The organism is Micromonospora sp. NPDC051141 (assembly GCF_044455765.1).
Taxonomy (GTDB): domain Bacteria; phylum Actinomycetota; class Actinomycetes; order Mycobacteriales; family Micromonosporaceae; genus Micromonospora.
Genome location: NZ_JBITFD010000009.1, coordinates 103248 through 118638, shown reverse-complemented (window position 1 = coordinate 118638; position 15391 = coordinate 103248). Strand labels below are relative to the sequence as shown.

Sequence of the window (15391 nt, the reverse complement as noted above, 5' to 3'; positions counted from 1 at the left end):
AGGCGTGAATCAGGGCGATGTCCGCCGTTGGTCGGTCAGCAGGACCACGGTGAACCCGGCCGGCCGCCAGACCTGCGCCGGCCGGTACCCGAGCCGCAGGGCCTGCGCCGCCGCGCCGTCGCCGTCCCCGGGCGCCCACGGGCCGGTCGGGTGACCGGGCTGGATCAGCCACAGCCGGCGCGGGGCCACGTCGCACCCGCCGCAGTCGGCCCCCGGCCGGGTGGTGAACACGTCGACCGACCGGGTGGTGGGCACGTCGACCGACCAGGTGGCGAGCACGTCGACCGGGCGGCGGTCGGCCGGCACGTACCGGGCCACCAGCGTCCGCGCCGCCGGGTCGCCGTAGAGCACGCCGTCCCCGCCCCGCCCCAACCCGTCGACGATCGCCGCGACCCGGCGGGGGTCCTGGCCGTGCCCGTCCGGCCCCCGCACGGCCACCTGGGCCGGCGCGCCCAGCAACGCCACCGCCGCCAGCCCGGCGACCGCCCCGTGGGCCCGCAGCCGGGACAGCGCCACCGCGGCGAGCACCGCCCAGGCCGGCACCGTGAAGAGCAGGCCGGCCGGCGACCAGACCGGGACCACCCGCGCCACCAGCAGCAGCCCGAGCGCCGGGACCAACGCCCACGCGGTGCAGATCGCGGCGGCGTACCGGAGCGGAAGACTGAACAGCGCCAACCCGGCCAGCACCGCGCCCAGCGCGGCGACGCCGAACAACTCCCGGGGCGTGGCCGCCAGCACGCCCGGATCGACGCGGACGCCGGGCGGCAGCAGCCCGCCGTCGACCCGCCCGCCGGACCGGAGCAACGCCGCGACGACGAGCAGGCCCGGCAGCGCGGCGGCCAGCCAGCGACCGGCCGTCGCGCGCCGGAACGCCAGCACCACCCAACCGTGGCCGGCGAGCAGCAGCACCGCCCCGGCCTGACACAGGCCGAGCAGGACCACCGCGCCGGCGTACGCCGCGAGCCGCCGCCCGGTCGGCCGGTCCAGGACCGGCAGCAGCAGCCAGGTGGCGAGCACGGCGGCGAACAGCGCCGACGCGTGCGGTTGGGCCTCCTGCGCGTACCGGGTCGCGGACGGCAGCACCGCGAACAGCGCGCCGGCCAGCACCCCCGTGCCGGGCGCGAACATCCGCGCGGCCAACGCGCCGACCAGCGCCGCGGCCGCGGTCATCGCCAGCAGCGACGGTACGCGCAGCGCGACGTCGCCCGCGCCGAACAGCTCCGCCCAGCCGCGCATCAACAGGTGGTACGGCGCCAGCGTCCGGTCCCTGGCCCACGCGTCACGCCACGGGGCGGTGGCGGCGCGCCAGGTGGCCAGTTCCTCGGTCCGCAGCCCCGGCGTCCCGAGCCCGGCCCCGCCGAGCCCGCCGGTCAGCAGCGCCGGCAGCAGCCAGGCGGCGATCCGCCACCGGGCGGCGCCGGTCGCGCCGCGGGCGACGGACCGGCGCGGGCGTGGTGACCGGTCCTCTCCCCACGGGTCCTCGACGCCGACGTCGGCCGGCCCGAGCCGGGGCAGGACCATGGTGTCCGCGTCCATCATCGTGACTCACGCATCCCCTGCGGCCCGGCACCAGGAGCCCACCTCGCGCGGGCTGAACGACGTCCGGAGCCTACGGAGCGGAAAACCGACGTCGGGCCGTTTTCCGGCGAATTACCCACCGCGGGGACATGCGGGTGGGCCGGGCCGCCGGTCGTCCCCGTGGACGACCGGCGGCCCGGAGGTCAGCTCAGTTCCGTGGTCGTCCAGCGCGCGGACGCGTTGGTCACCGGGACCGTGGGCCCGGTGAGCGTGGTGGACGCCGCCACCTCCCGCCGCACGCTCGTGCCGACCCACACCTCGACCTCGCCGGGCTCCACCACGCGGGTGAGCGTGCGGTCGGAGAACGCCAGGCGGGTGGTGGGCACCGTCAACGCGACGGTGGCCGACTCCCCCGGCTCCAGGCGGATCCGCCGGTAGCCCAGCAACTGCGCCACCGGCCGGGTCACCGAGGCCACCACGTCGTGGCCGTAGAGCTGGACCACGTCGTCGCCGGCGACCGCGCCGGTGTTGGTCACCCGCACCGTGACGCGCAGCGCGCCGTCGGTCGGCACGGTGGCCGGCACCGCGAGATCGGTGTACGCGAACGTGGTGTACGACAGGCCGTGGCCGAACGACGCCACCGGCGTCGCCGGCAGGTTGGTGCCGTTGCTGCCCTCGCCCAGCGTCGGGTGCAGATAGGAGTACGGCTGCGCGCCGGCCGAGCCGGGCAGGCTGACCGGGAGCCGGCCCGACGGGTTGACCCGCCCGGAGAGCACGGCGGCGATCGCGCCGGCGCCCTCCTCGCCGGGGAAGAACGCCTGCGCCACGGCCGCGCAGCGGGACAGCGCCCAGCCGACCGCGTACGGCCGGCCGGTGAGCAGCACCAGGACCACCGGCGTCCCGGTCGCCAGCACCGCCTCGACCAGCTCCCGCTGGACGCCGGGCAGCTCCAGGTCGTCCCGGTCGCAGCCCTCCCCGACCGTGCCGCGCCCGAAGAGACCGGCGTGGTCGCCGACGACCAGGACGGCGACGTCGGCCGCGGACGCGGTGGCGACCGCCTCGTCGAAGCCGGACCGGTCGTCGCTGTCCACGTCGCAACCGCCGGCCCAGGTCACGAGTTCCGGGCCGAACTCGCCGCGCACCGCGTCGAGGACGGTCGGCACCTCGATGCCGGTCTCCACACCGGCATGCTGGACGAGCACGTGGTTGAGGAAGGAGTAACACCCGAAGAGCGCGCCCTCCCGGTCCGCGTTCGGGCCCACGACCGCCACCCGCCGGCCCGGCGCCAACGGAAGCACGCCCTGGTTGGCGACCAGGACGACCGACTCCTCGGCGAGTCGGCGGGCGATCGACCGGTGCTCCGGCGGATCGAGGTCGATCACGCGGGGCGGCTCGTCGTCGAACGTCGCGTCGAGCAGCCCGAGGTCCCGCTTCTGGCGCAGCACGCGCAGCACCGCACGGTCGACGAGCGCCTCGTCGACGGCGCCGGCCCGCACCGACTCCCGCAGCGTCAGGTACGCGTCGCCGGTGGGCAGCTCGATGTCGAGGCCCGCGGCGAGCGCCTGCGCCGCCGCGTCGGCGTTGTCAGCCGCCACGTGGTGCAGCAGGTTCAGGAAGGCGACCGCGTAGTAGTCGGCGACCACGGTGCCGTCGAAGCCCCAGCGGTCCCGCAGCACGCCGGTCAGCATCGTCGGATCGGCGGCCACCGGCACGCCGTCGATCTCCGTGTAGGAGTGCATGACGCTGCGCGCGTCGCCGTCGAGGATCGCCATCTCGAACGGCGGCAGCAGCACGTCGGCCAGCTCTCGGGGACCGGCGTGCACCGGCGCGAAGTTCCGCCCGGCGCGCGACGCGGAATAGCCGGCGAAGTGTTTCAACGTGGCGTGCACACCCTGCGACTGCAACCCCCGCACGTACGACGTGCCGATGGTGCCGACCAGGTACGGGTCCTCGGCGATGCACTCGTCGACCCGCCCCCAGCGCGGGTCCCGGATCACGTCCAGCACCGGGGACAGGCCCTGGTGGATGCCGAGCGCCCGCATCGAGGCCCCGATCGCCGCCGCCATCTCCGCCACGAGCTCGGGATCCCACGCGGCGCCCCAGGCCAGCGGCGTCGGGAAGGTCGCCGCCTTCCACGCCGCCAGGCCGGTGAGGCACTCCTCGTGCACCAGCGCCGGGATGCCCAGCCGGGTGCCGGTCACCAGGTCCCGCTGGAACTTCCACAGCCAGGCCGCGCGGGCCGCCGCGTCGACCGGACGGGTGCCGTAGGCGCGGGTGAGGTGACCCAGCCCGTGCCGGGAGAAGTCCTCCAGCCGGCCGGAGTCGGCGAACTCGCCCTGTAGGGGCGCGACCGCCTCGCCGTCCTCCTTCTCCCAGAACCCGACGAGCTGCGCGATCTTCTCGTCGAGCGTCATCCGGCCGAGCAGCTCGCGTACGCGTGTCTCGCCGGCCTGCCCGTCCCGGCGCTGCTGGGCCGGTGCCGGCCCGTCCACCACCGCGTGGACCTCTGTCATGGTGTGCCTTTCCCTCGGTTGTGCCCGTACCGCTGCCGCTCAGCCCTTGACCGCACCCTGCAGGCCACCGACGATCTGCTTCTCGGCGAGCGTGAAGAAGAGCAGTGCCGGCAGCATCGCCAGCGAGGTGAAGGCGAGAACGCCCGCGGTGTCGGTGGTGTACTGGCTGGAGAAGTTCTGCACCCCCAGCGGCAGGGTGTGCAGGCTGACGTCGCCGAGGACGAGCAGCGGCAGCAGGAACGCGTTCCAACTCGCGACGAACGCGAGGATCCCGACGGTGACGAGCGCGGGCCGCGACAACGGCAGCACGATGCGCCAGAGGAAGCCGAGCCGGTCCGCGCCGTCGATCGCCGCCGCGTCCTCCAGCTCCCGGGGGATGGCCGCCAGGAAGGGCCGCAGGATGACGATCGTGATCGGCAGCGAGAAGGCGACCTGCGGGAGGATCACCGCGTAGTACGAGTTGATCAGGTTCAGGTCCCGCAACATCAGGTAGAGCGGCAGGATGGCCGCGCCGGCCGGAAAGAGCAGGCCGAGCGTGAAGAACGTGTTGAGCGCCTCCCGGCCGCGGAACGTGTAACGGGCGATCACGAACGCGGCGCACAGGCCGAGCACCACCACGCCGAGCGTGGTGCCGAACGCGATCACCGCGCTGTTGAACGCCTGCCGCCAGAAGTCGCTCTGGGTCAGCACCCGCGCGTAGTTGTCCCACACCCACGGGTCGGGCAACCCGGCCGGGTCGGCGACGATCTGCGGCGTGGTGCGGAAGCCGCCGACGATGACGTAGACGATCGGGGCGATCGACACGGCCGCGACCGCGAGCGCGAGCGCGTACGTCAGCGGCGTGCCCCACGAGATCGGCCGGCGTCCGGCGGACGGGGGCAGGACGGAGTTCGCGGTCACGGTCAGTTCGCCCTTCTGGTGATGGCGCCCTCGATGTCGCGGCGGAGCAGGAAGCGCTGGAACAGCAGCGCCGCCACGAAGGAGATGACGAACAGGATCACGGCCACCGCGTTGCCGTAGCCCCACAGCCGGGCGAAGAAGCCGTTGTCCACCATGTAGGTGGCCATGGTGGCCGACGCGCCGAGGGAGCGCACCGCGGGCACCGAGGTCACCCAGACCACGTCGAAGACCTGGAGCGAGCCGATCACCGACAGGAACATCCAGATCCGGATCGTCGGGCCGAGCAGCGGCAGCGTGATGTGGCGTTGGGTCTGCCACCAGCTCGCGCCGTCGATCGCGGCGGCCTCGGTCAGCTCCTCCGGCACGTTGGACAGGCCGGCGAGCAGCAGGATGATGGCGAAGCCGACGTACTTCCAGGTGAGGACGAACAGCAGGGTCCAGATGACCACGTCGAGGTCGGCGAGCCACGCCTGGACCAGGCCGCCCAGGCCCAGTGCCCGCAGCAGTTCGTCGGCCGTGCCGTCGCCGGTCAGGATCAGCTTCCACATGATGCCGACGGTGACCTCGGCGAGCACGTACGGCACGAACGCCAGCAGGCGGAACGCACCGCGCCCGCGGAAGCGGCGGTTGAGCAGCAGCGCGACGCCGAGCGCCAGCGGGCCCTGGACCAGCAGCGACCCGAACACGACGATCGCGTTGTTGCGCAGCGCGTCGAGGAAGATCGGGTCCTGGAAGGCGAGGACGTAGTTCTTGAAGCCGACGAACTCGGTGGGTGGGCCCACCCCGCGCCACCGGAACAGGCTGTAGTAGAACGCGAAGCCCATCGGCACCAGCACGAACGTCACGTAGACGACGAGCGCCGGCGTGGTGAGCCCGACGATCTCGTACCACTTGCGGCGGGTCTCGGCCCGGCGGGAGGAGGCGCGTCCGGTGGGCCGGGAGCCCGCCGGCGGCGCGGTGACGCCGCCGGCGGGGAACCGGGTCTGGTCGGTGGAGGTCACTTGCTCGCGGCCGCCTTCATGGCGGAGACGACCTTCTCCGGCGTGCCGTTGCCGGCGAAGATGGCGACGATGGCGTCGTTCATCGCGCTGCCGACGGTGCTGCCGTAGGCGGTGTCCAGCCAGAGCTGCACGTAGGTGGCCTCGGAGGTGGCCGTCAGGATGGACTTCAGCGCGGGGTCGGTCACGCCGTCCGCCGCGCCCTTGGCGACCGGGAGGCCGGTGCCGGTGGCGGCGTAGCCCTTCTGCACCTCGGGGCTCACGAGGTACTTGAGGAACTCGACGCACTCCGCCGGAGCCTGCTTGGCGCAGGCGAAGCCGTCGCCGCCGCCGAGGGCCGCCTTCGGGTCACCGGCGGACCCGGAGATCGCCGGCACCGGGAACCAGCCGAGGAACTTGCCGAGCTTCGCCTTGTCGGTGGCGACCGTGTCCAGGGTGCCCCGGTTCCAGTCGCCCATCAGCTCCATCGCGGCCTTGCCGTTGGCGAGCAGGCCGTTGGCGCTGGTCGGGTCGTTCTGGCCGGGCGTGGCGATGAAGTTGTTCTGGAACGGCTTGGTGTCGATGAAGGTCTTGAGGTCCTGGCCGGCCTTCACGAAGCACGGGTCGTCGAAGTTCCGGTCGGTGGAGGCCTTCTTCAGCGTGTCCACCGAGCAGGCGCGCAGCGCGAAGTTGTACCACCAGTGCGCGGCCGGCCACTTGTCACCGGCGCCGAGGGCGATCGGGATGACGTTGGTGGCCTTGAGCTTGGTGACCGCGGCGTTGAGTTCCTCGAAGGTGGTCGGCGGCCCCGAGATGCCCGCCTTGGCGAACATGTCCTTGTTGTACCAGACGCCCTCGATGCCCATCCGGTACGGCAGGCCGTACTGCTTGCCGTTGACCTGCCAGATCTCGGCCGCGGAGCCGATGTCGGCGACCTCGGTCTTGACCTGGTCGGTGATGTCCTTGAGGTAGTCGGCCTCCACCTGCTCCCGCATCTCGCCGCCGCCCCAGGCCTGGAAGACGTCCGGCGGGTCGTTGCTCAGCAGCGCGGCCGGGAGCCGGGTGCGCTGGAGCTGGTTGGTCTCGATCGCCTCGATCTCGATCTTGACGGTCGGGTGGGCGGTGGAGAAGTCCTTGGCGACCTTCTCCCAGTACGTCTTGCCGGGGCCGTCCTGGGAGGCGTTGTGCCACCAGGTCAGCGTCACCGGGTTCTTGTACAGCTCGCTCTCCGGAGCCGCCTTGTCGTCGTCGCCACCGCCGCTGCATCCGGCGGCGACGAGGGCGCTTGTCATCAACAGTGCCAGTACGGCACCGGCGCGGCGTTTCATCGCCATTAGATGTCTCCTCGACCACTCAGTCGGGTTGCCTGTCGGGGAGTGTTACAGCCACGTAACTCGATGTCAATCGGTATCGATAACGTTTTCGAACCGTCGCGCCGGAGCCCCACGAGACCTCTATCATCGTCGTCGTGACCTTCCCGCAGCGCGTCAAGATGTCGGACGTGGCCCGTACCGCCGGCGTCTCGGTGGCGACCGTATCAAAGGTCGTCAATGGGAGGTACGGCGTCGCGCAGGCCACCGTCGAGCGCGTGCGACAGGTCATCCACGACCTCGGGTACGAGGCCGACCTGGGCGCGCAGAGCCTGCGCAGCCACCGGACGAACGTGCTGGGCATCCTGGTCGCCGAGTTCGAGCCGTTCTCGACCGAGCTGCTCAAGGGCGCCTCGCGCGAGGTGGCCGGCAGCGGCTACCAGTTGCTGGCCTACTCCAGCGGCGACGGCGAGGGCGCCGCCATCGGGTGGGAGCGTCGGTCGCTGGCCCGCCTGTCCGGGACGCTCATCGACGGCGCGGTGATCGTGACGCCGACCGTGGTCGAGACCAAGCACGGCTTCCACGTCGTGGCCGTCGACCCGCACACCGGCCCGTCCGGGCTGCCCACCGTCGACTCGGACAACTTCGCCGGCGCGGTGCTCGCGACCAACTACCTGCTGTCGCTGGGCCACCGCCGGATCGGGCACATCAGCGGTCGGCCCGACCTGGAGTCGGCGCGCCTGCGGGAGGCCGGGTTCCGCCAGGCCATGGCCGACGCCGGCGTGGCGGTGGACGAGCGGCTGGTGCGCGTCGGCGGCTTCCGGATCGAGGGCGCGGCCGGCACGGCGGCGGAACTGCTCGCGCTCCCCGACCGGCCGACCGCGATCTTCGCCGGCAACGATCTCTCGGCGATCTCCACGCTGGACGTGGCCCGGAGCATGGGCATCCCGGTGCCGGACGACCTGTCGGTGATCGGCTTCGACAACGTCCCCGAGTCGGCGCTCGTCGACCCGCCGCTGACCACGATCCGGCAGCCGCTGCAACGGATGGGCGCGGAGTCGCTGCGCCTGCTGATCGACCTGATCGCCGGCGTCGAACGCGACGCGCACATCCGGCTGCCCACCGAGCTGGTGGTGCGGGCCTCCTGCCGCCCGCTCGACTAGACCACGGTCAGACGGGCGTGCGCGACCACTGCTGGTTGGCGCCGGTGTTGCAGGGATACTGCTTGAGGACCACGCCGTCGGCGGTCGACAGGGCCGGCACGTCCACGCACTTGCCGCTGTGCCGGGCCCGGAGCTGGAACCAGGTGCCGTTGGCCACCATCTGGAACTGCTGGTTCGTGCCGCTGCCGCAGGTGTACTGGATGAGTTCCGCGCCGTCGGCGGTCGACGCGCCCGTCACGTCGAGGCACTTGCCGCTGTGCCGGCTGACGAGGCGCCACCAGCCGCTGCCGGCGTCGACGAACTGCCACTGCTGCCACGGGTTGCCGCCGTACGTGTACTGGCCGACGCGCGCCCCGTTGTCGGTGTTCGGCGCCTGGACGTCCATCGCCTTGCCGCTGTGGCGCACCGTGACCCGGTAGAACGTCCCGGTCGACGGCGGCGGCGTGGTGGTCCCGCCGCCGACCGTGTCGCCCCACCCGTAGCGGATCCGGTCCGCGCCGGAGGGGTTGCGGACGGTCAGGTCGAGGTTCGTTCCGCTGCCGCTGAGCGAGAACATCGAGTACCAGTCGTACCCGATGGTGCCGGGCTTGCCGCCGAGGGCCGGCCAGTAGGTGCCGCCCATCCGGTTGTCGCGCATGACCTGGGCCATGGCGCGGATGTGGCGGACGAAGTTGTCGGTGCTGGCGGCGTCGGCGTAGTCGCGGCCGTCGTTCATCGGCGCGCCGAACTCGGTGGCCACCGCACGGGAGGCGCAGTTGCCGAGGCGGGTCTGGATGTGGCTCCGGAAGGCGTCGTAGCTCATCGCCTCGTAGAAGAACGCGTAGTGGTGGAAGGAGAACAGCGTCCCGGCGAAGCGGGGGTCGTTGCAGACGTCGCGCAGGTCCTGGCTGAAGCCGGTGCCGCCGACGAGCACCCGGCCGGGCACCGCCGAGTAGTGGTAGCTGAGCCAGTTGGCCGCGACGTCGCGCCACTCCGCCGAGCTGTAGCCGTGCGGCTCGTTCATCGGCTCGAAGTAGACGTTGGGGTTCGCGCCGTACGTGTTGGTCACCGTGGACCACATCGCGTTCCAGGCGGCGAGGTTCGTGATCCGGCCGCCGGAGGCGGCGCCGTCCTCCCAGTAGGCCAGGATGACCTTGAAGCCCCGCGCGGTGGCGGCGTCGATCGCGCCCCGGTACGCCTCCCACCACGCCGTGCCCACGGTGTGCGTGTTGATCGGCAGCCGGACGGTGTTGACGCCCATGGTGGCCGCCATGTCGTCGTAGAGGGCGTTGGCCTTGGCCCGCACGGTCGCGTTGCTGTCGGACATGCTCAGGCCCTGCACGACGAGCGGCCCGGTGCTGAAGTTGTCCCCCAGCACCGCCCAGTTCATGCCCCGGAACCCGTCGGTGGCGGCGGCGGCCGGCGTCGGGGCGAGCGCCACGCCACCCACCAGCGCGATCAGCGCGCCCACCAGCGCGATCAGCAACCGACTACGCCGCACGTCGTTCACGCGAGAACCTCCTATACAGACAACGATCTATGTTCACGTTCACAAAAGCGGGTGTCAAGACACCGGCGCACCAGGCGATTGACGACGCCGCATCGACGGCCGTAATGTTCCGGCCGAGTTTCGGAAAAGTTCCCGGAAGTTTCGCCCGCTGCCGGAAGGACACCTGTGAAGCCGAGCCGTTGGATCGCCGCCGGCCTGGTCGCCGTCGCGACCGCCGCCGCCCTCAACGCCGTACCCGCCACCGCCGGACGCCCCTACGACCCGACCGCGCAGAGCCTGCGTGCCCTGGCCCAACGGCACGGCCTGTACGTCGGCACCGCGGTCGACATGGCCGCGCTGGACAACACCGCCGAACCCCGCTACCGCGAGCTGGTCGGGTCCGAGTTCTCCACCGTCACCGCCGAGAACGTGATGAAGTGGGAGAGCCTGGAGCCCACCCGCGGCACCTACGACTGGGGGCCGGCCGACGAGCTGGTCGCGTTCGCCCGCCAGCACCACCAGCGGGTCCGCGGTCACGTGCTGGTCTGGCACAACCAGTTGCCGGCGTGGCTGACCAGCGGCGTCGAGGACGGCTCCATCGACACCGCCGAGCTGCGCCGCATCCTGCGGGACCACATCACCGCCGTGGTCCGCCACTTCAGGGGCCAGATCTGGCAGTGGGACGTGGTGAACGAGGCGGTCAGCGACCCCTGGGACACCCCGTCCACGCTGCACTACAAGGGCTTCTGGGCCGAGCACCTCGGCCCCGGCTACATCGCCGACGCGTTCCGCTGGGCGCGTGCCGCCGACCCGAACGCGCTGCTGTTCTACAACGACTACAACATCGAGGCGTTCGGCTCCGGCAACCCGGCCGACGACAAGACGCAGTTCGTCTACGAGATGGCGCGGGACCTGCGGGCCCGGGGCGTGCCGATCGACGGCGTCGGCAGCCAGGGCCACCTGGGCACCCAGTACGGCAACTACGACACGCTCCAGGTCGCCGCCGCGCTGCGGAAGTTCGCCGGCCTGGGCCTGGCCACCGCGTTCACCGAGGTGGACGTGCGCAGCCAGCTCACCGCCGGGGTGCAGGCCGGCGACTCCGCCGAGATCAACCCCCGGTTGCAGGCGTCCGCGGCCAACTTCAGCACGCTGCTGCGCGCCTGCCTGGCCGAGCGGCACTGCCTGTCGTTCACGCTCTGGGGCTTCACCGACAAGCACTCCTGGGTGCCGGGTGCGTTCTCGGACCCGCCGGAGGGCCTGGCCACCGTGTACGACGAGAACTACCAGCCGAAGCGGTCGTACCAGGAGTTGAAGGCCGACCTCATCTTCGCCGGGCCGCCGTTCGTGCTGCCCCGCGTCCCGCAGCAGCCGCGCCGGTAGTCGGTGCTCACGCGGTCCGACGGCGGAGTTCCGATTCCAGCCGCCGGATCAGCGTGCTGCGGGCCTTGCCGCCGCGTTCCCGACGCAACGCCGCGTCGAGCTGGCGCTTGTCGAGGTCGCGCACCAGCTTCGCCGCCTCCGCCACCGGCAGCTCGTTCACCTGCTCGGCCGCGGTCGCGTCCCGGCGGGCCCGCTTCGCCGGGCCGGTGTTCGGGACGTACTGCCGGCCGGTGCGCGACGCGCGCCGCTTGCGGCGGTCGGTTTCCCGCCGGTCCTGCTCCGACAGCTCCTCCCATGCCTGTTTCGGAAGGTAACGGTCGGTTTCACCGTTGTGTCGGGCACGGGTGTCACCGGACCGGGTCTGCCACTGCTCGCCGCCCCAGCGTTGCAGGGAACGCTGCCGCGCGTCCTTCGGCCCCTCGAAGCCCCCGCCGCGCTTCTTGTACTCGTTGGTCAGCAACTGCGACTTGCGGGCCGACCACTGCCCCGGCCGGCCGCCCTTGTCGGAGGCCCTGATCTCCTCCTTCAGCCGCTCCCGCAGTTCCGGCTTCGTGTACTTCGCCATGACCCGGCGTTACCCGGACCGCACCGGCCCATGCCCCGCCGCCGGGGCACGAACCCGTCGCCGACCCCGGTCTCAGCCGGCGGCCCGGTAGACCAGGTCCATCGTGTCGGACCGGCCGGACCAGGCCAGCCGCAGGTGCCAGCAGCCGGCCGCCGGCAGGTCGACGGTGGAGGGTCCGGGACCGCCGGCCACCTCCCGGGTGACCGCGGTGCCGACGCCGTCAGGCGTCGCGGTGATGACCAGCGTGGTCGACGCCGTCGGGTCCGGCGAGGTGGACGTCGGGCGACCCACCCAGAGGATCTTGTTGGTCGGTCCCTCGCTCCGGGCGTACGTCAGCGGGTGCCCGAACAGGATCGCGACGATCTCCCCCCGGTCGCCGAGGACGTGCGGCATCCGGGTGTCGCCGTGGAACCCGGCGTCCGCCCAGTCCGGCAACCGGCCGGTCGTCACCGCCGCGCGGCACCCCGTCGCGGCGGGCGCGGCGGCGGTCGTACCGGCCGGACCGGCGTCCGGCGGCGGGGCCGGGCGGCCCGCCCTCGTGCAGCCGGCCAGCAGCAGCACCGGCACCAGCAGAACCATGCCCGGACGGGACATCCGACACCCCCGATCGACGACGTACGCTCCACCAGCAGGACACCGCCCGCGCCGGCCGGGTTCCCGACTCAGTCCAGCGAGCCCGCCACGTCGAGCGCCTCGTCCCGGGTCAGGTCGCCCTCCAGCCGGTAGCTCACGCCGCCCTCCTGCCAGATCAGCGTCGCCGCGCTCAGACGCGCGGTGGCCATCCGCACGCTCCCCCGCCGGTCGATGTACGCCAACGCGTGCGGGCCGCCGACCCAGATCGCGAAGTTGCCGTGCACCGACGTGAACGTCACGTCCGCGCCGGCCGTCCGCTTGCGGAACACGGTGTCGAGCGCGCCGTCGAACGCGTCCAGCCGCAGCGTCCCGCCCCGGTAGAGCAGGCTGGCGACCCGGTGCGCGCCGGCGCCGTCCGGGTCGGCGACCAGCACCCGCTCGGGGGCGCCGAGCCGGGTCGGCACCCGGATCGGGAAGCGGACCTGCCGCTGGGCCTCGGTGAGCGCGACCGGACGCTGCGCCGGCCACGGCGCCGGGGTGCCGGTGGGCGGCGCGGACGCCGGCGCGGTGTCGATGACGACGCCGGAGAACCGCAGCAGCCCGGTCACCGCGTCGGCGAGCGCGGCCCGGCCCGGCGGCAGCGCCACCACCAGCAGGGCCGCGAGCGCGGCGGCCAGCCAGTAGCGCCACCGTCGACGCGGCGGCGCGGCGAGGCGGGCCCGGACCCGGGCGGTCACGTCCGGCGGCCCGCCCGGCTCCAGCCAGGCGCCCAGGTCGCGTAGTTCCCGCTCCAGGTCATCCACGGCGCACCGCCTCGTGGTCGAGCAGGCCACGCAGCTTGGCCAGGGCGCGGTGGGCCCGCGACTTCACGGTGCCCCGGGGCAGCCCCAGCACGGTGCCGGTCTCGTCCTCGGTGAGGTCGAGCAGGTACCGGCAGGCGATCACGTCACGGTCCCGGTCCGGCAACCGGCGCAGCGCCCCGACCAGCGCGGCGCGGCGTTCGGCGGCCAGGACCGCGTCGAGCCCGTCCCCGGCGGTGGCCTCCGTCGCCGGGTCGGCCGCCGCGGCCCGCAGCGCCAGCCCGTCCCGCCGGCCCCGGGAGCGGTGCAGGTTCCGGCTCTCGTTCGCCACGATGGCCAGCAGCCAGGACCGGAACGACGCCTCGCCCCGGTACCGGGACAACTTCCGGTACGCCTTCACGAACGCCTCCTGAATGACGTCCTCCGCGTCCGACCCGGCGCCGAGCAGCACCGCCGTCCGGTACGCGGACGCGGTGTGCCGGGCGACCAGGAGGTCGTACGCCCCCCGGTCACCGGCGCGTACGCGGGTGACGATCTCGTCGTCGTCCAGGGCTACCTCCACCTCGGTCCACTTTCCTGACACCGCTCGCGCCGCTCGGGTTCCCGCCCGAGTTTGATCGGCGGCCCGGGCGGAAAGAGTGGCGTGATGAGCTGGGCCAGAAGAGCCGTACCCGCCGCCGTCGCCGCCGTCGCCGCGCTCGCCGCACGGGACCTGCTGCAACGTGACCACGCGCTGCGCCGTAACTTTCCCGTCCTCGGCCGCGCCCGCTACCTGATCGAGTCGATCGGGCCCGAGCTGCGCCAGTACGTGGTGGCCGGCAACGACGAGGAGCGGCCGTTCACCCGCGACCAGCGGCGCTGGGTGTACGCCTCGGCGAAGCAGGAGAACAACTACTTCGGGTTCGGCACCGACAACGACATCGAGCACACCCGCGGCTACCCGATCATCAAGCACCGCACGTTCGGGCGGGCCGTGCCGCCGTCCGCGCCGGCCGCCGGGCACGACGTGGCGTTGCCCTGTGCCAAGGTGCTGGGCGCGGCGCGCGGTCGGGCGCGGGCGTTCCGGCCGGAGTCGGTGGTCAACATCTCCGGGATGAGCTTCGGCTCGCTCTCCGGCAACGCGATCGAGGCGTTGAACCGGGGCGCCGCGCTGGCCGGCTGCCTCCAGAACACCGGTGAGGGCGGCCTGTCGCCTTACCACCGCAAGGGCGGTGACCTGGTCTTCCAGCTCGGCACCGCGTACTTCGGCTGCCGCGACGCCCACGGCCGGTTCAGCCTGGACCGGCTCAAGGAGCTGGTGGCGGGCGCGCCGGTGCGGGCGTTGGAGATCAAACTCAGCCAGGGCGCCAAGCCCAGCCTGGGCGGTCTGCTGCCGGCGGCGAAGGTCTCCGCCGAGATCGCCGCCACCCGGGGCATCCCGGCCGGGCAGGACTGCGTCAGCCCGTCGCGGCACGCCGAGTTCTCCGACTGCGACAGCCTGCTGGACTGGGTGGAACTGCTCGCGGCCGAGACCGGCCTGCCGGTCGGCATCAAGTCGGCGGTCGGCGACCTGGGCTTCTGGGCGGACCTCGCCACGCTGATGCGGGACACCGGCCGGGGCGTCGACTTCGTCACCGTCGACGGCGGCGAGGGCGGCACCGGCGCCGCCCCGCTCATCTTCAGCGACTCGGTGTCGCTGCCGTTCCAGCAGGGCTTCTCCCGCGTCTACCGGACGTTCGCCGAGCGCGGCCTGCACGAGCAGGTGGTCTTCGTCGGCGCGGGCAAGCTCGGTCTGCCGGACAACGCGGTGGTCGCGTTCGCGCTCGGCGCCGACATGGTCAACGTCGGCCGGGAGGCGATGCTGGCGATCGGCTGCATCCAGGCGCAGAAGTGCCACACCGACACCTGCCCGACCGGCGTCGCGACCCAGAACGCCTGGCTGGCCCGGGGCCTGGACCCGGCCCGCAAGTCGGTGCGGGCCGCCAACTACGTGCGGACGCTGCGCCGGGACCTGGTCAAGGTCGCCGAGGCGTGCGGCGTGGAGCATCCCGGCCTGATCGGCACCGACTCGGTCGAGATCGTCGACGGCCGGACCGCCGCCACCCCGCTGGACGAGGTGTACGGCTACCGGCCGGAGTGGGGGCTGCCGTCGGAAGCCGACCGGGCGGAGATCATCCGGCTGATGACGGCCGAGGCTCCGCGCGGCGGCAGCGCGCCGCCGTCGGCCACCGCGGTCGGCTGAGGC

General features: G+C 72.9%; 13 protein-coding genes. 3 read left to right on the top strand and 10 right to left on the bottom strand.

Annotation, left to right across the window (positions count from 1 at the left end):
- Window positions 1-9: 9 nt before the first annotated feature.
- The 5 genes from ACIA6B_RS18560 to ACIA6B_RS18540 form a co-directional block, all read right to left on the bottom strand.
- Entirely contained in the window at window positions 10-1539 is a 1530-nt protein-coding gene (locus tag ACIA6B_RS18560) for a glycosyltransferase family 39 protein (RefSeq protein WP_396774767.1), read from the bottom strand.
- Between the two features lie 182 nt (window positions 1540-1721).
- A complete protein-coding gene (locus tag ACIA6B_RS18555) occupies window positions 1722-4031 on the bottom strand; it encodes a glycoside hydrolase family 3 N-terminal domain-containing protein (RefSeq protein ID WP_396774765.1) in 2310 nt (769 codons plus the stop codon).
- A 39-nt stretch (window positions 4032-4070) separates the two neighbouring features.
- Window positions 4071-4937 (bottom strand): carbohydrate ABC transporter permease, encoded by an 867-nt coding sequence (locus ACIA6B_RS18550; RefSeq protein WP_396775063.1) that lies wholly within the window; start codon window positions 4935-4937, stop codon window positions 4071-4073.
- On the bottom strand, window positions 4934-5932 hold the full coding sequence (locus ACIA6B_RS18545; RefSeq protein ID WP_107157348.1) for a carbohydrate ABC transporter permease: 999 nt from the start codon (window positions 5930-5932) through the stop codon (window positions 4934-4936). Before ACIA6B_RS18545 ends, ACIA6B_RS18550 begins: the two co-directional genes overlap by 4 nt.
- On the bottom strand, window positions 5929-7200 hold the full coding sequence (locus tag ACIA6B_RS18540; RefSeq protein ID WP_396774764.1) for an extracellular solute-binding protein: 1272 nt from the start codon (window positions 7198-7200) through the stop codon (window positions 5929-5931). Before ACIA6B_RS18540 ends, ACIA6B_RS18545 begins: the two co-directional genes overlap by 4 nt.
- A 176-nt stretch (window positions 7201-7376) precedes the next feature.
- Between ACIA6B_RS18540 and ACIA6B_RS18535 the strand changes: the two genes are divergently transcribed.
- A complete protein-coding gene (locus ACIA6B_RS18535; protein ID WP_107157346.1) occupies window positions 7377-8381 on the top strand; it encodes a LacI family DNA-binding transcriptional regulator in 1005 nt (334 codons plus the stop codon).
- Window positions 8382-8388: 7 nt separating this feature from the next.
- On the opposite strand, the gene ACIA6B_RS18530 is transcribed toward ACIA6B_RS18535, so the two are convergent.
- Complete coding sequence (locus ACIA6B_RS18530; protein ID WP_396774761.1) at window positions 8389-9870, bottom strand: RICIN domain-containing protein; 1482 nt, start codon at window positions 9868-9870, stop codon at window positions 8389-8391.
- A gap of 165 nt (window positions 9871-10035) precedes the next feature.
- Between ACIA6B_RS18530 and ACIA6B_RS18525 the strand changes: the two genes are divergently transcribed.
- Window positions 10036-11229 (top strand): endo-1,4-beta-xylanase, encoded by a 1194-nt coding sequence (locus ACIA6B_RS18525; RefSeq protein ID WP_396774759.1) that lies wholly within the window; start codon window positions 10036-10038, stop codon window positions 11227-11229.
- 7 nt (window positions 11230-11236) lie between these two features.
- Here the strand turns inward: ACIA6B_RS18525 and ACIA6B_RS18520 are convergent, their stop codons facing one another.
- The 4 genes from ACIA6B_RS18520 to ACIA6B_RS18505 all read right to left on the bottom strand — a co-directional run bounded on the left by ACIA6B_RS18520 (window position 11237) and on the right by ACIA6B_RS18505 (window position 13750).
- On the bottom strand, window positions 11237-11794 hold the full coding sequence (locus ACIA6B_RS18520) for a DUF5872 domain-containing protein (protein WP_396774757.1): 558 nt from the start codon (window positions 11792-11794) through the stop codon (window positions 11237-11239).
- A gap of 72 nt (window positions 11795-11866) precedes the next feature.
- Entirely contained in the window at window positions 11867-12373 is a 507-nt protein-coding gene (locus tag ACIA6B_RS18515; protein ID WP_396774755.1) for a hypothetical protein, read from the bottom strand.
- A gap of 83 nt (window positions 12374-12456) precedes the next feature.
- Window positions 12457-13170, bottom strand: coding sequence for a hypothetical protein (locus ACIA6B_RS18510; RefSeq protein ID WP_396774753.1), 714 nt, complete (start codon window positions 13168-13170; stop codon window positions 12457-12459).
- Window positions 13163-13750 carry an RNA polymerase sigma factor gene (locus tag ACIA6B_RS18505; RefSeq protein WP_396774752.1) on the bottom strand — a complete coding sequence of 196 codons (588 nt, stop codon included), beginning with the start codon at window positions 13748-13750 and terminating at the stop codon, window positions 13163-13165. Before ACIA6B_RS18505 ends, ACIA6B_RS18510 begins: the two co-directional genes overlap by 8 nt.
- A gap of 63 nt (window positions 13751-13813) precedes the next feature.
- On the opposite strand from ACIA6B_RS18505, the gene ACIA6B_RS18500 reads away from it, so the two are divergent.
- On the top strand, window positions 13814-15388 hold the full coding sequence (locus ACIA6B_RS18500; RefSeq protein WP_396774750.1) for a glutamate synthase-related protein: 1575 nt from the start codon (window positions 13814-13816) through the stop codon (window positions 15386-15388).
- The last annotated feature ends 3 nt before the right edge of the window (window positions 15389-15391 follow it).